The following is a 23,440-nucleotide window of genomic DNA, read 5'->3' on the forward strand; positions in this document are numbered from 1 at the left end:
GATCAAAACCGCTTGTTGTTGGCTCCCGAGCAGTTCTATGGCGGTGAAATTCCTACCGGTAATTGTGATTCTGATTTGCCTGATCGCCGTGGCCGGTGCGCTCAGCCTGATGATGTATTTCAACCTAGATGAGCGACTGATCGAACTGTTCCAGTGGCTCAATGAGCAGGGCTGGCAAACCAGCCTGCTATTCGTGTTAATCGTTGCCCTGGCGATCGTATTGTTGTTGCCTGGTGTTATTTTCACCATGGGCGCAGGATTTGTATTTGGAGTAATCAAAGGCACTTTGTTGGTACTGGTGGGAACCGTCCTAGGCGCAACCCTGGCCTTTCTGATTGCCCGCTACTTGCTCGGAGAGAGGCCATCACGCTGGATTATGTCCCACATAAAGCCCGCCACGGTGGGCGAAGTGATTCGTCGTGAGGGCTGGCAGATGATCATGTTAACCCGCCTGGTACCACTGTTCCCTTTCAAGCTCTCCAACTATTTCTTTGGGCTAACACCGGTTCGATTGCGGGATTTCGTACTGGGCAATGCTCTGGGGGTAATCCCCCTCACTCTGAACAATGTATATGTAGGCTCCATCGCCGCAGATCTAACGTCCCTGGGTGAGGTGGAGGAGCGCACTACGGTGCAATGGGCGCTTTACATCATGGGCTTTGTACTTGCTGTACTAGCCTTGATCGGCCTCACACGCATGGCGCGACGCGCCCTGAAGAAGATCGTGAAAGAAGAGGATCTCTGATGCCCTGGATGAAATGGCTACCGTGGCGCTTCTTCGTACGCCGATTTGCCACCGCCCACGGTTTTCTTGATCCGCTGACATTGATGGCTCGCTTACAGCGCTTCGCCGAACCCTCAGAAGTCAGCGAGCCCATTGAGCTACTGCGTGCGGGTGCGGTATTTCACGCCCGTGCACTGATCAACAGCAAAGTAATCCAGCACAATCTGGACTGGGTCTGGCCCTATTGGATACAACGCCAGTTTGACCCACGAGATAATTCGTTTATCCCCCGGGCTTTTTCTATTACCCACTGTAACCTCAGCCACCGCAATTGGACCGCTGTGGGGTTGCCGGACTGTGAGGCTTTGCCGGTGGTCGATCCCCGTGGCCTGGTCACACCCTACTACGACGGGTGGTCTATTGATGCCTGGGTAATCGGCGACGGTGGCGAGGAATTAACTCCCGCCTCCCTCACCTATTGTGAGCAACACCAGGAACTGGATGATCACCTCTCTGTGGTTACGGAATCCGCTCGCCACGGACTCAAACTGCGCAACACTGTAGCCGTAGAAGCCATTGATGGAGCCCCCCACTGCAACATCAAACTTACCGCCAGTTGCCGGAACAGCGGCTGGCTACTGGTAGTCCTGCGCCCATGTAATCCAGAGGGGGTCAGTTTTGTACACAAGGTGCGCCTCAATGACCAAGGCCGGGGGTGGCTCATTGAAGACAAGCAAGCGGTTTTATTCAGTCAACCCATCGACAAGCACTTGGCCTCAGATTATCGCGGTGGGGATATTTACCTGCACTTGAAAGACGAAACTGGGCGTATGCAGGGTGAATGTGATGTGGGCATGGCCTCCGCTGCAGCCATGTTTCGATTAGAGCGTCACAAACCCCTGAAGCTGGAAGTTTCAATTCCCCTCGACAGCGAAACCCCTAAAGACACAGAGACGAAAAGCTGGGCGGAAAGCTTGGCAGGCCACTGCGCGCTCGAGATTCCAGATCGGGACTTCCAATTCCTTTACGACTCAGCCATTCGCACCCTAATTCTGCACTCCCCCAAAGATGTGTACCCAGGCCCTTACACCTACAAGCGATTCTGGTTCCGGGATGCCGCCTTTATGATCCAGTCACTGCTTTACGCAGGCTTGATTGATCGCGCAGAACGGGCTTTGGATCAGTTTCCCCATCGACAAAAACGCGATGGTTTTTTTCACTCCCAGGATGGTGAGTGGGATTCCAACGGCGAAGCTCTTTGGATATTCAACTTATTTTGCCAACTGGCAAATAAGCCGCTTAAGCAATTCTGGTGCGAGCCCATCCTCAAGGGAGCCAGATGGATTATCAACAAGCGCCTGCCCCAGGATGGCAGCCTCTGTGCGGGCCTGTTACCAGCGGGCTTCAGTGCAGAGCACCTGGGTCCCAACGACTGTTACTACTGGGATGACTTTTGGGGAGTAGCCGGATTACACGCCGCTGCCGCCATCTGCACCAGAGAAGGCATCGACGACAATGCACACCGATTCAGCACTGCCGCCAATGATTTTCAGCGCACCATTGACGAAAGCCTCAGCAGTGCTCAAGAACGGCTAGGAAGATCCGCCATGCCGGCCTCTCCCAACCGGCGCCTGGATGCCGGAGCTATCGGGTCCGTGGTGGCAGGCTATCCACTACAGCTCTACCCCCCGGATGATCCCCGCTTGATCGACCTGGCTGACTTTTTGATCGACAAATGCTTTGTCAGCGGCGGTTTCTTTCAAGATATGATCCACTCGGGTATCAATGCCTACCTCACACTACATATTGCCCAGGTCTTACTGCGCGCCGGGGATCGGCGATGCCTGGAGTTGATGCGCAGTGTCGCCAAACTGGCCTCCCCCACCGGCCAGTGGCCTGAAGCCATCCACCCCCATTCCCTGGGCGGTTGCATGGGCGACGGGCAGCATGCCTGGGCCGCTGCAGAGTGGGTCGCCATGCAGCGCAATTGCTTTGTGCGAGAGGAACAGGACGCCTTGATACTGGTCTCAGGATTACCGCCGGAATGGCTCAAGGATACGTCTGCCAAGGTCCCCATTCGCTTCGGCCCAGCGCCGACGCGCTTTGGAGTGATTTCCCTGGAGATCACTCCCGGAGTCCGCCCAAAGGTCTCCTGGACCGCAGACTGGTACGGAAAGCCACCGGCCATTGCTGTTAACCCCATTGGCTTTCCACCCACACTGGTTGGCGAGGGGCTGCAATCTGTGGAGTTAAAATCCCAGTGAATATCGTCATGCTGACCAACACCTACTTACCCCATGTCGGTGGCGTGGCGCACTCGGTCGCTGCTTTCAGCGAGGAATATCGCAAGCGAGGGCACAGGGTTTTGATCGTGGCCCCGGAATTTCCAGAGAAAATCGCCGGGGAAAAGCACGTTGTACGCATCCACGCCATCCAAAATTTCAATGGCAGCGACTTCTCAGTAGCACTGCCTTTTTCACCGGATTTGAGTGATCGGCTAGATCAATTCAAGCCAGATATCGTTCACGCCCACCACCCTTTTCTTCTGGGTATGACTGCCCTTCGAGTAGCCCGGCAGCGGGAGCTACCGCTGGTTTTCACCCACCACACACTCTATGAGCACTATACCCACTATGTACCCGCTGACTCTCAAGTGCTGAAACGCTTCGTGATTGAACTGGCCACACGCTATGCCAACCTGTCCAGCCTGGTACTGGCACCCAGCCACAGCATTGTTAAATTATTGCGTGAGCGCGGCGTTCAAACCCCCATCGCCGAGGTGCCCACGGGCGTTCAACTGGAGGATTACAACAACGGCGACGGCAGCAAGGTGCGTCGGCGCCTGGGTATTCCCAAATCCGCATTTGTGGTGGGCCACCTGGGCCGCTTTGGTCAGGAAAAAAATCTGCGTTTCCTCTGCAATGCAGTGACGAGATTTATGCGGGATGAAGGCAACACTCACTTCCTGTTTGCCGGCAGCGGACCACTTGAGGATGAGCTGCAGGCAATTTTTGCCAGCCGGGGGCTTTCCCAGCGTCTGCATATGCCCGGTGCAGTGCTCGGCGAGGCGCGCCGGGACATGTACAACGCCATGGACGCTTTTGTTTTCGCCTCTACCAGTGAAACTCAGGGGCTAGTGCTCTCTGAGGCCATGGCTGGAGGGGTACCGGTTATTGCCCTGGATGCCAACGGCTCCCGGGAAATGGTACGCAATGGTAAAAATGGGCGACTGGTGACGGAAATAAACCTGGAAAGCTTTATTGAGGCAATCCGCTGGCTTTACCAGCTACCCCCGGAACAACGCCAGGCTCTCAACCGAGAAGCCCTAAACACCGCACGGGATTTCTCTATGCACAGCTGTGCACAGAGAGCGCTGGATCTCTATCAACCTCTGCTCAAATACGGATGGGCCCTGGATGACTCCCTCTTCGCCCAGTGGATGCGCATGCGCAATCTTATTGGTGCCCAGTGGGAGATTATCGAAGGGTTGACCGGAGCCGCCGGTGCGGCATTTGGCCAGGCACCGGAGCCATAGCCGCCCATTATGTTAAGCAGAGTCGGACTTTCCATTAGGCGCTGGCGCCGCCGCTTCAGCCGCAGCGAGTGGATCGCCAAACTGTTAGGACTCTCCACCAGCGGCCGTCAACCCCACGCACCGGGTTTGATCCTGATCCAGATTGATGGTTTGGCACATCCGGAACTCTTAAAGGCTCTTTCCGGGGGCCGGATGCCTTTCTTAAAGGGCCTGATCCGCAAAGAACACTACCGCCTGGAACACATGTTTTCCGGGATTCCCTCCACCACCCCCGCCGTACAGGCAGAGCTGTTCTACGGTGTGCGCCAGGCAGTACCGGCCTTTGGCTTTCTTATCCATGAAACCCAAAAACTCGGCCGTATGTACGACCCGGAAGTGGCCGCGCTGGTGGAAAGCAGGGATATGTTCAAACAGCGTGACCCCCTTCTGCGCGATGGCAGTTGCTACCTGAGCCTGTTTCGCGCCGGTACCAAAACCGGCGAGGCACACTTTTGCCCAGCCGATCAGGGCTGGGGTCCAGCCCTGCGCAGTGCCAGCCCCTGGACCATTGCCGTTCTCATCCTGACCAACTTATGGAGTCTGATACGCACAGCTGCACTGATTGTGGTGGAGTTGCTGCTATCCCTTGTAGACTGCATACGCGGCGTGATGCAGGGGCAAAACTTGCTCAAGGAGTTGATGTTTGTCCCCACCCGGGTCGGTATCACCATTCTCTCAAGAGAATTTTGCACCATGGGGGTCAAGGTGGACATCAGCCGCGGCCTACCCATTATTTATGTCAATTTGCTCGGTTATGACGAGCAGTCCCACCGACGCGGCCCGCGCTCGGCGTTCGCCCACTGGGTATTGAAGGGTATCGACGATGCCATAGCCCGCATTTGGCGTGCCGCCCATGCCTCCGATCGGCGCCACTACGATGTGTGGATTTTTTCCGATCATGGCCAGGAACAAACCAAGCCCTACGAGGAGGTCTTTGGCCGCAGTCTTGGCGATGCTCTGTCAGAGACATTATCCGATCTCGCAAAACCGCCAGAAATTGAGCCAGGCCAAAGCAGGCACGGCGTGCAGCTGGAGCGGGCGCGCTTGTTTGGCAGCGAATGGATGGATAAAAAAGACATAGAAAAACAGGAGGAGTCTGTTGATTGCAGCACCAGTAAAACCCCTCTGGCACTCACCGCCCTTGGCCCTCTGGCCATGCTCTACAACCTGGAATTGGGCAATATCAGCCGCGAACAGGTCGCTCGCAAGATAGTTGAACAGGCCCATGTGCCTCTGGTGCTCTATCGGGTGGACCCCACTTCGGCAAAGTCTCCGGTACACGGATGGTGGAAATACGGCCCGGTGAGGTTGCCCGAAGACGGCCGCAAGTTGATGGGGGACGAGCACCCCTACCCCGAGCAATCCATTGCCGACATGATCAGCTTGTGCAGTCACCCCGACTCCGGCGACTTTATGATGTACGGCTGGTGCTCCAGCGAGGAACAGCCTCTGACTTTCGCCATGGAAAACGGCAGCCACGGTGCCGCCGGTCCCAGGGAAACCCACGCCTTTGCCCTAATGCCTAAAGATATACAGCCGCCAGATCCGCGGCTGGGCTACTGGCGCCCCCAGGATCTACGCACTGCTGCGAGGGCCTACCTGCGCGGCGCCCACCCGATAAAATTGGATGAGCACCAGCTGCCACAAAAAACTCTGCGAGTCATGACTTACAATGTGCATAGCTGTAAAGGAACCGACGGTACTCTGTCACCGCAGCGTATTGCCAGGGTAATCGCCCGCTACCGCCCCGATATTGTCGCCTTGCAGGAACTGGATGTGAAACGCAAACGCACCGGGGGGCTTGATCAGGCTGAGCGCCTGGCACGGTTACTCTCAATGGATGTGCATTTTCAGCCAGCCATTAACCTCAATGAGGAGCGCTACGGCGACGCCATTCTCACTCACCTACCGGCAAAGCTGATCAAAAAAGGAATTTTACCGGGGCCACCCAAGGGTAAGGGGCGCTTGTTCAATCCCGCTGCAGATGAGCCTCGCGGCGCCATTTGGGTAGAAGTTGAGCATAATGGCAGCAAAATTCAGGTGATCAATACGCATCTCGGACTCTCGCGCGCAGAGCGGTTACTGCAGGTGGATGCTCTGCTGGGACCAGAATGGCTGAGCAACCCTCGCTGTAAAGGCGAGCGAATTTTACTCGGTGACTTCAATGCTCTGCCCACTTCCGCCGAGTGTAAACGCCTCTGCGGCTACCTGCGCGATGCCCAGGAGCAAGCACCCAGGCATAGCCCTAAAGGCACTTTTCTCAAGGTGCGAATCGACCATATTTTCTTGAGCGCCGGCATTGTGATAAAAAAAGTGCGAGTGCCACGTACCGTGCTGACCCGACAAGCTTCGGATCACCTGCCTTTGATTGTCGATATCGAGGTGCCTTTTAGGCCCGAAACAAGCAAAACCCCTTGAAAAATCTCCAGCGGTCCCTATTAATAGCAGGAGAAGATTCGACTAAAACCCTGAAAAAACTGCGGTTTTTCGAATTCAACTCAATTTATAGCCAGCGCCTAAAAGGGATTTCCCGACTTGATGGTCCCCACCGCGAGCTATATGATTCCGGTATCGATTAAATAGCAGGAGTCGCTAAATGCAACCGCAAGCTTATACAAATACCCGTGCACTGGACCGCTCGGAATCGGCGAAGGTGTTGCGCAATACCTATGCCCTCTTGGCCATGACTGTACTTTTTAGTGCTGTCACAGCCGGTATCTCTATGGCCGTCGGCATGGGCCGCGGCATGAGCCTGATCTGCTCCCTGGGAGCCCTGGCCCTGATTTGGTTCGTTCTGCCACGCACTGCCAATTCCAGCGCCGGCGTCGGTGTTGTTTTCGCATTCACCGGCCTATTGGGCGCATCTATCGGCCCATTGCTTAACCATTACCTGGGCCTCGCTGGCGGTGGCCAGATCGTAATGCAAGCTTTAGGTACCACAGCCCTGATTTTCTTTGCCCTCTCTGCTTACGTACTGACTACCCGCAAAGACTTCAGCTTTATGGGTGGTTTCCTGGCTGTTGGCCTGATCGCTGTACTGGTCTGCTTCCTGGCAGTCATCATCGCAGGCTTCTTCGGCATTCACATGCCTCTGGTCAGCGTTGCCCTGAGTGGTGTTGTTGCCCTGCTGATGTCAGGTTTCATCCTGTATGACACCAGCCGTATCATCAACGGCGGTGAGACCAACTACCTGATGGCAACGGCTTCCCTGTACCTGAATATCTTCAACCTGTTCACCAGCCTGCTGCACATTCTTGGGTTCGCTTCCTCTGACGACTAAGCATAAGTGCTGCTGAGCTAGACCCAATGCCCCGCTCTGCGGGGCATTTTACTATTTGGCCCCCTATGAAGTTTTCCCTGGCAATTTACTCCGCTCCACACGCCTCGCAATCGGCAGCCAGCGCATTGCGCTTTGCCAAAGCGCTACTGGCCGAGGGTCATAAAATCTACCGGATTTTTTTCTACTGTGATGGCATACAAAACGGCAACAATATTGCCGCACCCCCCCAGGACGAAGCCGACCTGATCAGTGAGTGGCAATCACTGCAACAGAAACACAACCTGGATTTGGTCGTCTGTATCGCCGCCGCTCAAAGACGCGGTGTCTTAAGCCAGCGGGAAGCAAACCGCCTGGAAAAGCCCGCAGCCAATCTTGCAGAAGGCTTCGAACTGGCCGGCCTCGGCCAGCTCACCGATGCCGTTGCCAACTCTGAGCGCCTGATCACTTTTGGAGGTTAACAATGGGTAACCAGACCCTGACCCTATGCAGGGCTGCACCCTATGGTAGCGCCCTGGCCCGAGAGGGGATTGAAGCTGTGCTTGCCTCAGCGGCTATGGAACAGGACGTTGATTTGTTATTCCTTGGCGATGGCGTATTCCAACTACTGGGCAACCAAGCTCCAGAGGCCATAGAACAAAAAAACCTGTACCGGAACCTTATGGCACTCCCCATGTTTGGGGTCGAACAGCTCTATGTGTGCCAGCACAGCCTGGAGCAAAGAGGTATCCACCCTGACCAAATACAGATTCCCGGAGCGGAAATCTCCCTGATTACTAAGCCAGGGAAGCTAATCGCTGCTTACCAGTGCGTGTTGAGTTTTTAAGATGACCTTACATATTGTCAGTAAATCGCCTTTTAGCAGCCAGGCCCTACACGATTGCCTGCAGAGTCTCACCGAAGGCGATGCCCTACTCTTGCTTGAAGACGGGGTCTACGCCCTGAAGCACCAAGCCTTGCACGACCTACAAGAAGCAAAGGTCTACTGCCTGATTGCCGATAGCGAAGCCCGCGGCATACAGGCCAGCTCGACACTCGCCTCAGTAGAGATGATCAACGATGCTCGCTGGGTGCAACTATGTACCGAGCATAACCCCATCGTCAGTTGGTTCCGGTGATCAATACAATGAGCAACCTAACTGTAAATGGCCGGGAAATCCCTCTGGATAAAGAGGGTTACCTGCGAGACCTCAATGATTGGAACCGCGATGTGGCCGAAGAGCTAGCTCACGCCGAGAAAATCGAGCTGACCAACGCCCACTGGGAGGTCATTGAGCTGCTGCAGGAATTTTATCGCCAATTTGAACTATCTCCCGCTATGCGCCCGCTAGTAAAGTTTATCGGCCAGCACCTGGGCTCGGAAAAAGGCCGCAGCATCTACCTCATGCAGCTGTTCCCACCAAGTCCTGCCAAGATTGCCAGCAAAATTGCCGGTCTCCCCAAGCCCACCAACTGCCTCTAGGCCGAACATTTAGATATGGAGAATGACTCTGCGCTCACCGTGGTGGTATCGGTGCTCCCACAAATAGATACCCTGCCATGTACCCAACATTAGCCGCCCATTTTGCACGGGGATCGAGAGGCTGGTGGCAGTCAGGGCCGCTTTGATATGGGCCGGCATATCATCTGGCCCCTCAAGAGTATGGGTATAGAGGCGGTCATCCTCTGGCACCAGCCGATTGAGCCACTGCTCAAGATCCCTGCGCGCGCTAGGGTCGGCATTCTCCTGGATCAGCAGGCTCGCCGAAGTATGTTGTATAAATAGCGTACAAAGCCCCTCCCCCACATTGAGCCTCGACACCCAATCGGCCACTTGGCTGGTAAACTCCTGAAGCCCCTGCCCAGACACTCTTATTGCAATCTCACCTATTGCCATACGGATTCCTATATAATTCGCGCCCGCTCTACCATTGAGACTACCGTATTTTAATATGGCACTGCACCGCGTTAACACCGACGACTATCAAGACCAGCTCCATGCAAAGGCCAAGCGCCTGGCCGAGGCCTATCGTGAATTTACTAATCTGGAGCCTGAGCTATTTCCATCTCCGCCCATTCATTACCGGCTTCGCGCCGAGTTCAAGGTTTGGCATGAAGGCGGCGTAGCTCATTACGCCATGTATCGCCAGGGTGAGTATAAAAAGCCTTTTATCATCGATACATTTACCGTGGGCTCGGAGCTAATGAATCAGCTAATGCCCAAGGTCTTGGAGGCCGTTAACAGCAGCGAAATACTGCGCAAGCGCCTGTTCTCCGCCGAATTCCTTACCACTTTGAGTGGTGATGCGCTCATCACACTCATCTATCACAAAAAGCTGGAAGAGAGCTGGGAACAGGAAGCAAGGGCCTTTCAAGAAAAACTGGGCTTCCCTATCCTTGGACGCTCGCGCAAGCAGAAAATGGTGTTAGAGCGAGATTTCGTCACCGAGAAATTGGATATCGATGGCAAGAGCTATCAGTACAAACAAGTAGAAGGCAGCTTTACCCAACCCAATGGGCACATTTGCCGTTCCATGATCCAGTGGGCCAAAAATGCCTGCGGCCAGAACTCCAGCGACCTGCTTGAGCTCTATTGCGGCAATGGCAACTTTACCATTCCACTCAGTGAAAATTTTGAGAAAGTACTGGCCACTGAAATCTCCAAGGTTTCGGTCAACTCTGCCCAGGAGAATATTCAGGTAAACAGCATCAATAATCTGGATATCGTGCGCTTATCCAGCGAGGAGTTTACCCAGGCTATCGACAAGGTTCGCCCATTTCGTCGCCTCGCTCATATAGACCTGGATAGTTACAGTTTTGACACTGTGCTGGTAGATCCCCCCCGCGCCGGCCTGGATGAAGATACCTGTGCAATGGTTGCGCGCTTCCCTCGCATTCTGTATATCTCCTGTAATCCGGAGACCCAGCTGGAAAACCTCAAATTCTTGAGCAGGACCCACCGCATCGAGCGCTTTGCCTTATTTGATCAATTCCCCTACACAGACCACACCGAAACCGGCTTGTTACTGGTGCGCAAATAACGACCAATGAAGGTATTACTCGGGGGCAACTTCTTACTGCCCCCGAAACAGCCTTACATCGCTCTAATCATCACTGTAAATCAATTGAAGACCTGACAGTCCCAAATCAAGAGGAAACCTTGAAAGGGAACTTTTGAGGAGAGGGGCATTACTTCCTACTAGTTATTGCAGCAAAGCGAAACCAACACCCGAAGGAACAATTGTAGTACTTACATTTGAACAAAATGAGCACTTCTCGAAGAGATCCTCTCAATTCGGATCAAAACTGATATAAATAAGGAGCAGCACAAAAATTAATACTCCTTATTACTTTCGTTCTGTGCCTAGCTATCTATCAAGCAATTCTCGACCAAAATGTCATATCAACAGATTCCGAGTCAAGGATCTGCAAATACTTTCTTGTAACTTCATTATCCAGCCACAACTGACATATCTGTTCAGCCCTTTCCTGGGTTGAGGCTAAAGCGACATCAGCGTAGATACCATTTTTACCTCGCAGAAGGAAATGAGATAGCAAACCTTCTTGCTTGGATAAAAACGCATCATCAACCTCTTTTGAGAGTGCTATCAAGTCTTTCTCCGAAACACCTTCCCGGAGACGAAATGTAGCAAATTCAAAACCTATAAAATCAGCCGTTCGATTGTGATATAACATTATTCACTCCTTCTGTGGAGGTCACATTATCGGGTTAGACTCCTGACAGCATTGTGTCAGTAGTGTTTTGCAAAGATGAACTTTTCTGCACTTCAATATAATCTGACAAGCTAACATTAGTGGGAAGTTCACGCTGGGACACTTCCAGGTCAAGGCTTTCAATACGATCAATTCTAAAGTCTCGATAATCTTGCTTTAAACCACACCATCCACCAAGGGTCCACTTGCCACCCCAATAGAAGAGACCCAAGGGATAAACGATTCTCTTTGACCTACTGCCTGCCAGGGAAGTATATGAAAGATAAATCCACTGCTTTGAACTAATCGCTTTATGAAGCTGGTCCCACAAACTGAAGTCCACTGATCTTAAATGCTTACCTGGTACCCTAACTATTTTATGGAGGTCATACTTCCCAAGATCAGGTAAACCAGCTTCAATTTTACTTAACAGTGAAAGTGAAGATTGCTTTAACTCAGCCCCAGTCCATGAAGACAGTAAATTTAAACCAATAATAAGCGCTTCAAATTCTTCTTGTGTTAATTGCAATGGGGGAAGCTCAAACCCATTTGAAAGGCGATACCCTACACCTGCTTCACCATAAACAGGAATCCCCGATACAGAGAGATCATCCATATACCTATAGATTGTCCGTTCAGAAACAGATAATTTTTCGGCAAGTTCTTTTGCAGTTATAGGCTGGTGAGCTCTTAAAATGTTCGCAAGCTGAAAAAGCCTATCTGATTTCCTCATTTTGGTTACTTCTCTCTATCCATAACTAAGGAAAAATTAATCAACATAACAAACACTTTAACAGCTCAGAAAAATCTAGTCACCTCACCCAAGTTCCGGTACGCCGCTATGACAAAGCGGAAAGATTGCGCATAAGGAGCAAGAAGCAGAGTGTAATCATACCATTGAATCAGCAAATACACTCTCCGCCACGATAAATCCTTATTATTCGCCTGCTACTTTTGAAAGATAAAATTGATAGGCACGGTTCGCAATTTCACGGCCTATCTTTTGGCCCGCTGGTACTGAAGGTTCAAAATGCACACCAGCCCAAATACGGCTGTTTCCGCAGTCTTCCTCAAACGATGTCCAAGTCGGGAAATGCAAATACATATCAGCTTGCGGTGTTATGCCAGGTTCAATCTGTGAGCTTCCCGCAGGAGCAGGTACGCTATACCCTAACGTATCTCCTTGAGGTAAAAATAGGCGGCTTGTTTCTGCGTGAGCTGCACAAAAACTGGCAGATGCAGAGGGATATTCCGGATGATCTGCTACAGGTAAATAGCTTGTCCATTGGCTAGCTGGCAAGTCGTTCACTGTTCCTTTGCCTACGCCACCCCAAGCAGTAACTAGCTCGTCCTTATAAATATAACGAACGGCAGAAAAAGGCCGAACTGAATTATGGCGACGCTTTTCTTTCCAAATTGCAATAGCGGTATCAAAAGCGGCCATATTGGTGAGGAAGTCATAATGAATGAAGTCCATCAACGAAAGACCTTGAGATTCAGATGCAAATACAGCAGCAAAGCCCAAGCTGAATATCTTCATATCAAACAGCTCGGCTTTCATCTTCTGTTCATCCGTCAAGCTCGCTGACGTATTCAGTACATCATTAACTTGCGCAACATAACTTGGATAGTTCCAAATTTTTGACTTTAGAGGTATTGGAGAAGTGAATTCGTCCGGAGACTCATAGCTATAGGGTGTTGTCAGTGCAATTTGAGGGGTTACGAATTGCTGAACCCGGAATACGCCAGGGCGCTCCATTAAAACAGCTGGTTGCCACTTAGAAGGGAAGCGTAATTTGTATGCCGTATTAGCTGGCTTGAAATCGGTATAGTCGGCATAGGGTAAACGATGATATAGCTGATCTCCCTCATTACCCAACTGATTCATACCGTCATTGGCGCGCCCTTCCAATACCTTTCGGCCGGCATAGTTACCAATACCAATCGGCGTAGTAGTATCTTCAGAAAGGTTGTAGGGATCCAAACCTAATTCAACCAGCATGTTATCCCATTCCGGTACCAAATGTGGAAACAACCCACTTAGCACTTTATGAGATGCGTAAGAAAGTGCAATATTTAATTCACTGTTATCCGATGGCTGAGGCATCCTTGCAATGTCAGAATAAACACCTTTTGCAGTAGGGTGATAAGGTGCAGTTGCATCAAACCAGGAGTTGGTTATTAATGTCGTAAAACGTAGCACTAAAGTTGCATCATTAGCAGCGGGCGAAACCTCAAAAATTGCGCAGGCCGCAGCAGGAATTATATTCTGTGCTGCAGCATTGCAACTCTCTAAGTCTACAGAGCTACACTTTGGTGGCAATGTAACATCGGCCAATTGTGGGCAAGTGAAGGCTTGAGCCTGCCAGCTAGCTGAAACAACTAGAAAACCCAAAACTCCTTTTAGAGCCTGCTTATAAAATTTATTGCTTCGCATTAAACTTCCCTTTTCATTTGATTAACATTAATAACAGAACTTTCGTCCCATAAGACATTTCCGCCGTCAGCAAAAGCCACGTAGACTATTTCAAAATTTTGACACTACTACCCCCCATTACCATTTATAGTGATCATAACGCCCGCATTACTGCAATATTGTGATACAACGCAAGCATCCTAAATATGTAGTGTCAAGCCAAGAGGAGACCAATTACCATTAGAGTTCTTCTCTTATTAAGTACTTAGATACTGCTGGCAGTTAAGCAAACGATACATATAAAGTTCTTATTAGATCGCACCTACTATTTACCAAACAGCCTAACCGATGAAAGGGACACAGCCAAATACCCCAAAATACAAGAACTTACACCCTAAAAAAGACACAAGAATGGAGTAAGAAAAGTGTTCCAAACAGTGAATTTAAAACCTACCCTAGCGCCATCTTCATATAAATAAATAACTCGAAGGAAAGTATATTCTTCAACTTAACTTTGTTGTTTTAGTCGACATGAATTTCAATTAAAGATGAGACGATCAGATTGCCTAGCGTGTCAGAATAAACCTAGGGAGGTGATAGAAAAACATAGATAAATTTTGAGAATTTCACCACAAGCAAGGATGCGACATCGATTAATTAGCGCCTTCAGGCACTTAGAGTGAAAAGCTACTACCCACTTAACTGGAGGAGGTTTCAGGCGCGAAGTTAATTGGCTTGTTATACCCGCTCACTAAACGCCAGCCTGATGCCGAGTGCTGCAAAGCTAGTTGCAAAGAGCTTCTGAATTGCAATGCTTGCTTTCTCTGATTTAATAATGAATGCGCTAAAACTACCTGATAGAAAACCATACACAATAAAAACGCCAAACGTCATTATCATGAACACAACGCCAAGTGTAAGCATGCTATCCAATGCACCTTCTGTTGTAGCTGGAATAAACTGAGGAAGAAACGCTAGAAAGAAAATAGATAATTTTGGGTTTAGTATATTTAGCAAAAAGCCTTTTACTATGATGCCTGAGTATTTGCTGTCTGACTGCTGGTTAGAAACTGATAAAGGAGATGAGGAACGCCACATTTGATATGCCAAATAAAGCAAGTAGACAGCTCCAATGTATTTAACGATTTGAAACGCTATTACACTAGTTTGAAAAATTGCAGCCAAACCAAAAGCGCTTGCTAAGAGTGCTGGAATGATGCCTAAAGTGCATCCTAGGGCAGCAAATAAACTTGCTTTTCTACCAATAAACAATCCGGTAGCCACAGTATACAACACTCCGGTCCCGGGAATTAAAACTACAACTAACGAAGTAAGTAAAAACTCTAAAGATATCATCCGGTGTATCCTTCTCCTGCAAGGGTATAACGTTCAGCTTACATATTTTGCGGGCAATCGTGCTGCTGCTTGTATGGTCGTTCTTGTCCGATTCTGATGTTGAAAATCCTTTTCGCTAACGGGTAAATTGAGACCCACCTTCAGCGGCCACCGAAGGCCTTGTTTATCACAGTTCGCTGCCCGGCCGGTTCGTAAAAGACCGATAACAAGTATGAACGTGATAAGTACTCACTAGGCATAACTCGAATAGTCATGTGGGCCTCGAGCCCGAATAGCAAGGCGGAGATAGCTTATCTTATGGAACCTCAAGAGATCAATGTCGGTATCGATACTAGCAGCAAACAGCTCGATATTTTTGTGAGACCAACTGGCCAATTCTTTAGTGTTACCAATGATAAAGATGGTATTAAGGACGCCATTAAACGACTACAACCCCTTAAACCCAAAAGAGTACTTATCGAATACACCGGAAGACTTGAACTGGAGTTCGTCTGTGCTGCTCACAAAGCGGGATTGCCGATAGTTGTTTGCAATCCTTCGCAGGTAAGAAACTTTGCAAAGTCAGCGGGACGACTCGCCAAAACTGACAAGCTGGATGCTGTCGACATTGCTCACTTTGGGGAGGCAATGAAGCCGAGGCTATCGTCGATAAAACCTCAAAAATTAAGGAATATCAGTGACTTGCTGATTGTAAGAAGTCAGTGCTTGGAGATGAGTACAATGCAAAAGAACCGTCTCAAGCGAATGCCTAAATCTGTACACAAACCTATTCAATCCATATTGAAAGCCATCAAAAAAGAGTTAGAAGTAATCGACAAGCAGCTGGATAAACTCGTCAGCAGTATTGCCGAATGGCGACAAAAACGCGACCTATTGTTAAGCGCTAAGGGAGTCGGGAATGTGTTGGCCTACACCCTGATGAGCGAACTACCTGAATTGGGAAAACTGAACCGAAAAGAGATTGCTGCACTCGTTGGTATCGCCCCTATGAACCGCGATAGTGGGAACTTTCAAGGTAAACGCTATATTCATGGTGGGCGGCATCGTGTGCGCACGGTCCTATTTGTTTCCATAATGTCGGCTATCCAGTGCCATCCTAAATTAAAGCCAATGTATAAACGCTTAGTCGACGCTGGCAAACCTAAAAAAGTGGCCCTTATCGCATGTATGAGAAAGCAACTTACCATCCTGAATACCATGGTGAAAAATAACACCTACTGGGATGAAAATATGGCTTAAAAGCTTGACAAGCAACCATAGTCACTTGTTAGCTGGCACTTTATGCAGTTGCCAGTTTTACTGCTTGTGCGGCATGAATTTGTGTTGTGTCGTACAGTGGCACTTGAGTATGTTGTTGCTGAACAAGTAGAGCAATTTCCGTACAACCGAGAATCACTGCTTCAGCACCTTGTGAATGAAGATTCTTGATTGTTTCAAGATACTTTTCTCTAGAATTACTGTTAATCTGGCCAAGACACAATTCATTGTAAATTACATCATGAATGGTATTTTGCTCATCTTCATTTGGAACAATAACTTCAATTCCATATTTTTCTGAAACACGGTTTTTATAGAAACCCTGTTCCATTGTGAATTTTGTACCAAGCAAACCAACACGTTTAATACCATCGGCAATGAGCTTTTCTGCTGTTGCATCTGCTATATGGACAAGTGGGATTGAAATAGAAGATTGAACTTCATCTGCGACTTTGTGCATCGTATTTGTGCAGATTAGAAGAAAATCAGCACCTCCTGCCTCAACAGACTGAGCAGCCTGTGAGAGAATCTTTGCTGTTTCATCCCAGCACCCTTTATGCTGTAACTTTTCTATCTCATTGAAGTCCACGCTATAAAGACAAATCTTTGCTGAATGTAACCCGCCAAGGATGTCTTTTACGCCTTCATTAATTTTCTTGTAGTAGCTTGCTGTCGATTCCCAACTCATACCACCAAGTAGACCGATAGTTTTCATATACCTCTCGTTTAACTCATTGTTTAATTGTGCCAGCTAATCGGGATAGGGAGGCACCTCACGATGCCCCTCCTCCCACACCAGCAGGCATACGGATCACGTACCATGGCGGTTCAATTCTTTTCCGCTTTCTATCTGCCACTTCCGGCAGCCCCAAGTTCCTAAAGTATCTATTTGGTAATGCTCTGTAAAGGGCTGGACTTTTACTTAGCCTCCATCATGGTCCATGCGCTGATTTGGCCGTATTCCACGCTAAAAAGCGATCAACTCCTAGCCCCCTTAATCTGCGATACCCACTACGCCCCCATTGCTTCCATAGATAACATCGCAACTTCCGCCTTATCCACTTGTCTAGATCTCTCAGAGGGCTCAGTACTTCACTGATGTCGAAGTACGCTTTCCAACCAAGCAGGGACTTCTTTAACTCTTCTATGATCTGAGTAAACTTGCGGCCTCGTGTTCGGCGGGTGACCATTCTGATCTTTGCCTTCAATTTATTAATCGATGATTCTGATACCTTTATCCGGGCATCTTTCCTCAGCAATCTAAATCCTAGAAAGCTCCGCTTCCAGAAGTGATCCTCTGCACTCTTCTCAGTATTTACTGTGAGCTTCAGCTTACATTTGATGAAGTGCGTAAGGCTTGATTTTATCCGCTCTGCAGACCGACGACTTCCCACCAGTATCTGAAAATCATCGGCATATCGCACAAAACTGAGTTGGCGCTTGTGCAGCTCCCAGTCCAGTTCATTAAGCAAAATATTGGCTAGGAGCGGAGATAACGGCCCACCTTACGGTACGCCTTTAGTTGTAGCTATTAACTTGCCATCAACTACCGTCGGCGCTTTTAGGTATTGGTTTATCAAACCCAGTACATCGGTCGGTATCCCACTTTTCTTCAGTGTTGACATAAGTTTGTCATGATTCACTTCGTCAAAGAAGGATTTCAAGTCCATATCAATCGTCCAGCGCTTTCCTTGTCGAATAAAGGATTGCACTTGTTTCATTGCCTGATGCGCTGATCGATTTGGTCTAAAACCAAAACTAAGCGCATGGAACTTCGGCTCCCATTGCTCACTGAGTATCTGTGCGATAGCTTGTTGGATCAATCTATCTTGCACAGTGGGTATACCCAATGGACGCAGGCCTCCATTGCCTTTTGGTATAAAGACGCGTCTCACTGGTTGAGGACGATAGCTACTACTTAGTACCTTTTGTCGAGTAACAATCCAAGTCTGCTTAAGATGTGCCGGTAACTGTTTTACCGTCATACCATCGAGACCTGGCGCACCCTGGTTACGAGAAACTTGTTGTAATGCTAGAAACAGATTATTCCTATCTAGAATTCTTCGCATTAAAAGAGATGGGGAATTGGACAAGGTACGATTAAGTTTCGAGTTTGAAGTTCACCCAAAAAAAAGATATTTTTTTTCTGGCAACTAAGTTACTTGTCAGATGCAGTCATCAAGCTCTGCGTTAACAATACTGTCCAGAATTGTTCAGGCCTTTAGTAGCACGAAATCTACCTACAATGCCTTCTGCTGACTTCTATAGGTCGGTCAAAACCAATCTCTCAGTTTTCAGTTATTCCATTAATAACCTATAGACCTCCCAGGGTAAGACATTTAACTTTCTTCACGTGGATGCTGGATTTATAAAACGCAGGCCAGTTGTGGATGGAGAGCTTCATGGTCACGTGCCCACTGGCTCCGCCTACGTCACACCTCATATCCAGTTCTTGTTCATCACCCCGTGAATTTGCGTTGGGCTTCCTCCAGCCAACACCTCACGGTATTAACCTTGCCCTTTCGCTAACCTTCGGCCCCACGAATACCTGGTAAGAGGACTTTCACCTCTCTAGTTAAATGCCATGCCTGGCACACATGCCTCAAGCTGCGGTTGCATAGCAATCCGACAGCCATGACTTGTTATGTTTTTGCCCTGTTGATGGCACCTTGTACCAAGCGCTCTGTTTTAACAATAGCTCTTGTATGCGTACCGTTGCCAGCTTTACCACCTTTATCATGTAGCTCAACTTCAAATTTATATAGTTTACCCTCCATACCCTTGTATATTGCAATAGCTTTAACTTCTTCTCCATTAGGGGTGGCAGCAAGATGATTTACCGTTACATTTACACCAACCGACAGCTCATCATCTCCTAGAAGAGATTTCATTAAACGTGCTGCGGCTAACTCCATTAGCGCGACCATCCTTGATGTTGCAAAAACTTCCGGAAAATCATCTTGTTCATCGATTGACAAGTTTTTAGCTAAATCTTTGGATTGCACTACGTATATTAATTCTTCTCTACTTTCTAATTCCAACTTTTACTCCTAAATTTTGACTGAAACATAACGCCTTTGTCACAGGCTTAATTGTAGTGGAACCTTTTTTCGTACAGTTGCGAAGCAATGGCAAAAGATGTAACGGAAATTAAGTCCTGTGCACAAACTTATTAAACCCTACTCTCTATTTGGTGATGCTGCACTACCAGCCAATATACCACCGTCGATGTTTAGCTCTATACCTGTGACATACTTTGACTCATCTGATGCAAGATATAAGGCGGCATAGGCTACATCTTCGGCAGAGCCCATTACACCTAGAGGAATATCTGATGAGATGGCTTGTATAGCATTAGCTCTTGCATCTCCTTCTCCAAGCATGGCGTCCCACATTGGAGTTAATATGGCGCCAGGGTGTATTGAATTACATCGAATAGGATAACCTCGCTCTGCACAGTAAAGAGCAACAGTTTTACTGTGATTTCGAATAGCAGCTTTGCTTGCAGCATATGCTGCTGCACCTGGAATACCAACAATACCTGATCTTGATGAGAGGTTTACAATACTGGCTGATTTAGATGATTTCATAAGCTTAATAGCTGTTTTACAACCTAAGACAACACCATCTGAGTTAACCGCATTGACTTTTTGCCAACTATTAAAGTCTAAATTTTCTGGGTCATGTGGCCCGCTTGTTTCTAGAAAGCCCGTTATACCCGCATTGTTCACGAGAATATCGAGTTGCCCATGCTTATCTAAAATAGTTTCTTGAGCTAACAACCAATCATTTTCTTTAGAAACGTCTAAATGCAAGTATTCGCAGTTTTTGCTAATACTTGATGTAACAGCCTTTCCTTGCTCATCATTTAAATCAGAAAGAATAACGAAAGCACCTTCTTCCACGAAGAGTCGTGCAATTGCTTCTCCTATTCCTCTGGCTGCTCCTGTAATTAATGCAATCTTATTCTCTAACCGCATTTTGATTCCTTTTCGTTTAACGAGGCTGTAGAAAAACAGTTTTAGAAAAAGCTGCCATTTACCAGACTCCTCCAATTGAAAGTTCGGCTAAAATTTATCTATACCGCCAAATTTCTTTCATTGTATTAAATTTAGGCGTCTTGATACCCTTAATTTATACTCAATCAGTGGATACTGCCATATCTCATCAACTTTTCAATGTTATGTACCAAGCAGAACATCTGCCATTGCCCCTGAACCTTACTTTTTCCTCGTAGCGAGAAGCGATTCAATCGCTTGTTGGTACCAATGTTCCCAAACACTGGCTCGACAACAGACATTCGGAGCCCATAAATGGTCTTGCCTTCGGTACTATCAACCCGCTTTTTAATCCAGTCGGTGGCTGTCCGTCCGTTTGCCCAAGTAAGAGATATTTGCCTTCCGTGTCCTTTTCGAGAGTCGGCAGAATCTGGGTTTCGCATACATTGTTTTTTAAGGCTGCATGCCCTGCAGTCAGTGAGGTGCCCTTCGAACAATAGTTTTTTCTTATCTTCACTGACATCCTCTTCTTTTAACAAGAGCATGGCTTTTCCTGCTGGACAGACACAGGTTTTCTTTTTCTTGTTGAATGTAAATTCACTAGCTGGGATAGTCTTCTGGACATTAGCCCTACCTTTTTGATTGCGCTTGCCATACTTGGTTTTTTGCTTTGTAAAAGCTTTATCACGTGAACGGAATTTATTGTCAGGTATGTAGGCATTGATGCCGTTCTCTCGCAGGTAGCTGTAGTTAACGTCGTTGGAGAACCCAGTATCAGCAGTAATGATGACCTGTTTGGCCAAGATGTCTTCATCTATTCCTATATTCTGATAATGGCAACTGATGCCATCGAGAATAGGTTTCAGTGTATGATGTTCCTGGCCCTCTCCAAAGGCCTGTGCCTCAACAACTATTTGATGCTTCTTATCAACTGCGGCAACACCGTTATAGCCCTGGATGGTTCCCTTGCTGGTAGTCATCTTGGCTGATTCATTGTCCGTGATATTACTTTTTACCTCTTTAGGGGTTTTACCTTGCCCCATCCTGGGGGAGTGATTCTTTAAGAACTGATCAATTTTATCAAAGTGTTTCTGCAGAGTATCAGCCGCTTTAGCTACCGCATGAGCGTGGTATTACCAGCCCTTTGGATTAGGCCGGTATATAGTATTTCCACCGTCTAATAAAGAAAAGTCGCTGTACCGGTTGCGATTAACTCTTCCTTATCATTGCTCAGCTCCATACGCGCAACAACCAGCTTGTTACCAGTACGCAGAATAGAGCCCTCACAGAGAAAGTGTTCTCCCCTGCCCGGCTTCAGGTAATCCACACGCATATCTACGGTGCCAAGTTTGGATAGACGATCAGCTTTTTCTTTCCAGTGTACGTCGCCCATACGCTGGTAGGCAGCAACCATAGCGGTAAGGCCACCGACAGTATCCAGGGCTGTAGCGATTACGCCACCATGTAGGATCTTTTTCCAGACATTACCAATCAGCTCTGGGCGCAGATCAAATCCTGCTGAAAGGGTCAGCGCTTCCAAGTCCAGGGAGCGCATTTCAAGACCAATCTGTTGGTTAAAAGGGATCTTTTCAAAAAATCCCTTTACCAACTCCTGAAATTCATGGGGTGAGGGCTCTGTCATAATCTTGCAACCCGATTGAGACCATCCAGTGCGGCACTACGGTAGGCCTCTGCCATGGTGGGGTAGTTAAATGTGGTGTTAACGAAATAATCGATGGTGTTATTTGGCGAGGGCTGCTTCATGATGGCCTGACCAATATGCACAATCTCTGCCGCTTCGGCACCAAAACAGTGAATGCCGAGAATTTCACGGGTTTCAATATGGAACAGGATCTTGAGCATGCCCACGCGCTCACCAGAGATCTGTGCGCGTGCGGTGTGTTTAAAGAGCGCACGCCCCACCTCATAGGGTACCTTGGCGGCTGTCAGTTCGGATTCTGTTTTTCCTACTGAGGAAATTTCCGGCAGGGTATAAATACCAGTGGGCGCATCCTCGATTACACGGTGCCCGCGGCCGGCAATGGCTGCTGCTACCGCCCTACCCTGGTCATAGGAGGCACTGGCAAGGCTGGGCCAACCAATAACATCGCCCACCGCAAAGATATTATCCACTTCCGTGCAGTAATGATCATCTACGCTTAACTGGCCGCGGTGATTAGCTTCGAGGCCGACATTTTCCAGGCCCAGGGAGCTGGTATTACCTGTACGACCATTACACCAGAGCAGCGCGTCTGCATGGATACGCTTACCCGACTGCATTTCCATAATCACGCCCTGATCATTGGGGAGCACACGCGCATACTCCTCCTGGTGGCGAACGGTAACGCCCATATCTCGCAAGTGGTAACTCAAGGCATCAGAGATCTCATCATCCAGAAATTCCAACAGGCTACTGCGGGTATTGATCAAATCTACCTTGATACCAAGACCAGCGAAAATAGAAGCGTATTCACAGCCAATCACGCCGGCGCCGTAGATCATGATGGAATGCGGCGTATGCTGCATATCCAGAATCATATCGCTGTCGTAGACACGCTCGTGATCAAAGTCCACATCTGCGGGACGATATGGACGGGAACCCGTGGCAATAATAAATTTTTTCGCGGTGACAATTTCTGTGGCACCATCGGGCAGCTGTACTTCTACACTATTCGCATCGCGGAAATTTGCCGCCCCAACGATTAGCTCAACCCGATTACGCGCATAAAAAGAGGTGTGCATTTCCACTTGATAGGAAATCACTTTATTGACCGTTTGCATCACCTGAGGAAAGGTTAGGCGGCGCGGTTCACCCAAAGCACGAAAAACACTCTGAGTGTTATAACGCATTAATTGTTTGACAGAGTGGCGCAGAGCTTTGGAGGGAATGGTGCCCTTATGGGTACAGTTACCGCCCACTACTTGGCGTTTTTCAATCACTGCGACACGCATGCCTTTTTTCGCGGCGCTCATTGCGGCGGCCTCACCAGCGGGACCAGAACCAATTACAACCAAGTCAAACTTTTGCTCTGCCATCTATAGCTCTAATTCTATTTTTCCAAAACGGAGTATGAGATTTAAGAATGCCTCACACTCACTACTAAAATCAGCACAGAAGGTGCCAATGATATAAAACAACAAGCCC

Annotated in this window: 22 protein-coding genes and 2 pseudogenes; 11 read left to right on the top strand and 13 right to left on the bottom strand. The window is 48.7% G+C overall.

The genetic code is table 11. The features are described from left to right. The first annotated feature begins 37 nt into the window (after positions 1-37). The 9 genes from ACJJH9_RS10730 to ACJJH9_RS10770 all read left to right on the top strand — a co-directional run bounded on the left by ACJJH9_RS10730 (position 38) and on the right by ACJJH9_RS10770 (position 9,037). A complete protein-coding gene (locus ACJJH9_RS10730) occupies positions 38-745 on the top strand; it encodes a TVP38/TMEM64 family protein (RefSeq protein ID WP_444900581.1) in 708 nt (235 codons plus the stop codon). After that, on the top strand, positions 745-2,988 hold the full coding sequence (locus tag ACJJH9_RS10735; RefSeq protein ID WP_444922733.1) for a hypothetical protein: 2,244 nt from the start codon (positions 745-747) through the stop codon (positions 2,986-2,988). Before ACJJH9_RS10730 ends, ACJJH9_RS10735 begins: the two co-directional genes overlap by 1 nt. Then, positions 2,985-4,259, top strand: a complete 1,275-nt coding sequence (locus tag ACJJH9_RS10740) for a glycosyltransferase (RefSeq protein ID WP_444900579.1) — start codon at positions 2,985-2,987, stop codon at positions 4,257-4,259. The genes ACJJH9_RS10735 and ACJJH9_RS10740 overlap by 4 nt, the downstream gene beginning before the upstream one ends. A 9-nt stretch (positions 4,260-4,268) precedes the next feature. Further along, entirely contained in the window at positions 4,269-6,716 is a 2,448-nt protein-coding gene (locus ACJJH9_RS10745; protein ID WP_444922734.1) for an endonuclease/exonuclease/phosphatase family protein, read from the top strand. A gap of 178 nt (positions 6,717-6,894) precedes the next feature. Beyond that, a complete protein-coding gene (locus ACJJH9_RS10750) occupies positions 6,895-7,578 on the top strand; it encodes a Bax inhibitor-1/YccA family protein (protein WP_152453311.1) in 684 nt (227 codons plus the stop codon). 65 nt (positions 7,579-7,643) lie between these two features. Beyond that, complete coding sequence (tusD, locus tag ACJJH9_RS10755; protein WP_444904934.1) at positions 7,644-8,036, top strand: sulfurtransferase complex subunit TusD; 393 nt, start codon at positions 7,644-7,646, stop codon at positions 8,034-8,036. Positions 8,037-8,038: 2 nt separating this feature from the next. Beyond that, a complete protein-coding gene (tusC, locus tag ACJJH9_RS10760) occupies positions 8,039-8,401 on the top strand; it encodes a sulfurtransferase complex subunit TusC (protein ID WP_444922735.1) in 363 nt (120 codons plus the stop codon). A 1-nt stretch (position 8,402) separates the two neighbouring features. Further along, the gene (gene tusB / locus ACJJH9_RS10765) at positions 8,403-8,693 is read left to right on the top strand and encodes a sulfurtransferase complex subunit TusB (RefSeq protein WP_444886386.1); all 291 of its coding nucleotides are present in this window, start codon (positions 8,403-8,405) and stop codon (positions 8,691-8,693) included. A gap of 8 nt (positions 8,694-8,701) precedes the next feature. Next, positions 8,702-9,037 (top strand): TusE/DsrC/DsvC family sulfur relay protein, encoded by a 336-nt coding sequence (locus tag ACJJH9_RS10770; RefSeq protein WP_444886387.1) that lies wholly within the window; start codon positions 8,702-8,704, stop codon positions 9,035-9,037. A 9-nt stretch (positions 9,038-9,046) separates the two neighbouring features. Here ACJJH9_RS10770 and ACJJH9_RS10775 read toward each other — a convergent pair whose 3' ends face one another. Then, positions 9,047-9,451, bottom strand: a complete 405-nt coding sequence (locus tag ACJJH9_RS10775; RefSeq protein ID WP_444922736.1) for a secondary thiamine-phosphate synthase enzyme YjbQ — start codon at positions 9,449-9,451, stop codon at positions 9,047-9,049. Between the two features lie 55 nt (positions 9,452-9,506). Here ACJJH9_RS10775 and trmA point away from each other — a divergent pair, with 55 nt between their 5' ends. Further along, on the top strand, positions 9,507-10,595 hold the full coding sequence (trmA, locus tag ACJJH9_RS10780) for a tRNA (uridine(54)-C5)-methyltransferase TrmA (protein WP_444922737.1): 1,089 nt from the start codon (positions 9,507-9,509) through the stop codon (positions 10,593-10,595). A gap of 334 nt (positions 10,596-10,929) precedes the next feature. On the opposite strand, the gene ACJJH9_RS10785 is transcribed toward trmA, so the two are convergent. From ACJJH9_RS10785 to ACJJH9_RS10800, 4 genes are all read right to left on the bottom strand, one after another. Then, on the bottom strand, positions 10,930-11,250 hold the full coding sequence (locus ACJJH9_RS10785) for a hypothetical protein (protein WP_444922738.1): 321 nt from the start codon (positions 11,248-11,250) through the stop codon (positions 10,930-10,932). 34 nt (positions 11,251-11,284) lie between these two features. Next, a complete protein-coding gene (locus ACJJH9_RS10790; RefSeq protein ID WP_444922739.1) occupies positions 11,285-12,001 on the bottom strand; it encodes a helix-turn-helix transcriptional regulator in 717 nt (238 codons plus the stop codon). A 204-nt stretch (positions 12,002-12,205) separates the two neighbouring features. Beyond that, a complete protein-coding gene (locus tag ACJJH9_RS10795) occupies positions 12,206-13,705 on the bottom strand; it encodes a vanadium-dependent haloperoxidase (RefSeq protein ID WP_444922740.1) in 1,500 nt (499 codons plus the stop codon). A 717-nt stretch (positions 13,706-14,422) separates the two neighbouring features. Further along, a complete protein-coding gene (locus ACJJH9_RS10800; RefSeq protein WP_444909444.1) occupies positions 14,423-15,040 on the bottom strand; it encodes a LysE family translocator in 618 nt (205 codons plus the stop codon). A gap of 297 nt (positions 15,041-15,337) precedes the next feature. On the opposite strand from ACJJH9_RS10800, the gene ACJJH9_RS10805 reads away from it, so the two are divergent. Continuing rightward, the gene (locus tag ACJJH9_RS10805; protein ID WP_444922741.1) at positions 15,338-16,279 is read left to right on the top strand and encodes an IS110 family RNA-guided transposase; all 942 of its coding nucleotides are present in this window, start codon (positions 15,338-15,340) and stop codon (positions 16,277-16,279) included. 40 nt (positions 16,280-16,319) lie between these two features. Here the strand turns inward: ACJJH9_RS10805 and ACJJH9_RS10810 are convergent, their stop codons facing one another. The 8 genes and pseudogenes from ACJJH9_RS10810 to sthA form a co-directional block, all read right to left on the bottom strand. Then, positions 16,320-17,012 (bottom strand): aspartate/glutamate racemase family protein, encoded by a 693-nt coding sequence (locus tag ACJJH9_RS10810; RefSeq protein WP_444922742.1) that lies wholly within the window; start codon positions 17,010-17,012, stop codon positions 16,320-16,322. A 217-nt stretch (positions 17,013-17,229) separates the two neighbouring features. After that, positions 17,230-17,556 carry a group II intron maturase-specific domain-containing protein gene (locus ACJJH9_RS10815; RefSeq protein WP_444925217.1) on the bottom strand — a complete coding sequence of 109 codons (327 nt, stop codon included), beginning with the start codon at positions 17,554-17,556 and terminating at the stop codon, positions 17,230-17,232. 12 nt (positions 17,557-17,568) lie between these two features. Then, positions 17,569-18,366: pseudogene (gene ltrA, locus ACJJH9_RS10820) on the bottom strand (group II intron reverse transcriptase/maturase); the annotation flags it as partial. A 573-nt stretch (positions 18,367-18,939) separates the two neighbouring features. Then, a complete protein-coding gene (locus ACJJH9_RS10825) occupies positions 18,940-19,338 on the bottom strand; it encodes a thioesterase family protein (protein WP_444922743.1) in 399 nt (132 codons plus the stop codon). A gap of 138 nt (positions 19,339-19,476) precedes the next feature. Continuing rightward, complete coding sequence (locus ACJJH9_RS10830) at positions 19,477-20,277, bottom strand: SDR family oxidoreductase (RefSeq protein ID WP_444922744.1); 801 nt, start codon at positions 20,275-20,277, stop codon at positions 19,477-19,479. A 164-nt stretch (positions 20,278-20,441) separates the two neighbouring features. Next, positions 20,442-21,413: pseudogene (locus ACJJH9_RS10835) on the bottom strand (transposase); the annotation flags it as partial. Positions 21,414-21,472: 59 nt separating this feature from the next. Continuing rightward, on the bottom strand, positions 21,473-21,937 hold the full coding sequence (locus tag ACJJH9_RS10840; RefSeq protein WP_020413081.1) for a thioesterase family protein: 465 nt from the start codon (positions 21,935-21,937) through the stop codon (positions 21,473-21,475). Next, positions 21,934-23,331 carry a Si-specific NAD(P)(+) transhydrogenase gene (gene sthA, locus ACJJH9_RS10845; RefSeq protein WP_252081948.1) on the bottom strand — a complete coding sequence of 466 codons (1,398 nt, stop codon included), beginning with the start codon at positions 23,329-23,331 and terminating at the stop codon, positions 21,934-21,936. The genes ACJJH9_RS10840 and sthA overlap by 4 nt, the downstream gene beginning before the upstream one ends. Positions 23,332-23,440 lie beyond the last annotated feature (109 nt).

Source organism: Microbulbifer mixtoriginis (SeqCode) (assembly GCF_052466715.1).

Bases quoted from the DNA above. Each gene is read 5' to 3' on its own strand.
- ACJJH9_RS10730 (WP_444900581.1), top strand. From the start codon at position 38: ATGGCGGTGAAATTCCTACCGGTAATTGTGATTCTGATTTGCCTGATC.
- ACJJH9_RS10735 (WP_444922733.1), top strand. From the start codon at position 745: ATGCCCTGGATGAAATGGCTACCGTGGCGCTTCTTCGTACGCCGATTT.
- ACJJH9_RS10745 (WP_444922734.1), top strand. From the start codon at position 4,269: ATGTTAAGCAGAGTCGGACTTTCCATTAGGCGCTGGCGCCGCCGCTTC.
- ACJJH9_RS10750 (WP_152453311.1), top strand. From the start codon at position 6,895: ATGCAACCGCAAGCTTATACAAATACCCGTGCACTGGACCGCTCGGAA.
- tusD (WP_444904934.1), top strand. From the start codon at position 7,644: ATGAAGTTTTCCCTGGCAATTTACTCCGCTCCACACGCCTCGCAATCG.
- tusC (WP_444922735.1), top strand. From the start codon at position 8,039: ATGGGTAACCAGACCCTGACCCTATGCAGGGCTGCACCCTATGGTAGC.
- tusB (WP_444886386.1), top strand. From the start codon at position 8,403: ATGACCTTACATATTGTCAGTAAATCGCCTTTTAGCAGCCAGGCCCTA.
- ACJJH9_RS10770 (WP_444886387.1), top strand. From the start codon at position 8,702: ATGAGCAACCTAACTGTAAATGGCCGGGAAATCCCTCTGGATAAAGAG.
- ACJJH9_RS10775 (WP_444922736.1), bottom strand. From the start codon at position 9,451: ATGGCAATAGGTGAGATTGCAATAAGAGTGTCTGGGCAGGGGCTTCAG.
- trmA (WP_444922737.1), top strand. From the start codon at position 9,507: ATGGCACTGCACCGCGTTAACACCGACGACTATCAAGACCAGCTCCAT.
- ACJJH9_RS10785 (WP_444922738.1), bottom strand. From the start codon at position 11,250: ATGTTATATCACAATCGAACGGCTGATTTTATAGGTTTTGAATTTGCT.
- ACJJH9_RS10790 (WP_444922739.1), bottom strand. From the start codon at position 12,001: ATGAGGAAATCAGATAGGCTTTTTCAGCTTGCGAACATTTTAAGAGCT.
- ACJJH9_RS10795 (WP_444922740.1), bottom strand. From the start codon at position 13,705: ATGCGAAGCAATAAATTTTATAAGCAGGCTCTAAAAGGAGTTTTGGGT.
- ACJJH9_RS10800 (WP_444909444.1), bottom strand. From the start codon at position 15,040: ATGATATCTTTAGAGTTTTTACTTACTTCGTTAGTTGTAGTTTTAATT.
- ACJJH9_RS10805 (WP_444922741.1), top strand. From the start codon at position 15,338: ATGGAACCTCAAGAGATCAATGTCGGTATCGATACTAGCAGCAAACAG.
- ACJJH9_RS10810 (WP_444922742.1), bottom strand. From the start codon at position 17,012: ATGAAAACTATCGGTCTACTTGGTGGTATGAGTTGGGAATCGACAGCA.
- ACJJH9_RS10830 (WP_444922744.1), bottom strand. From the start codon at position 20,277: ATGCGGTTAGAGAATAAGATTGCATTAATTACAGGAGCAGCCAGAGGA.
- ACJJH9_RS10840 (WP_020413081.1), bottom strand. From the start codon at position 21,937: ATGACAGAGCCCTCACCCCATGAATTTCAGGAGTTGGTAAAGGGATTT.
- sthA (WP_252081948.1), bottom strand. From the start codon at position 23,331: ATGGCAGAGCAAAAGTTTGACTTGGTTGTAATTGGTTCTGGTCCCGCT.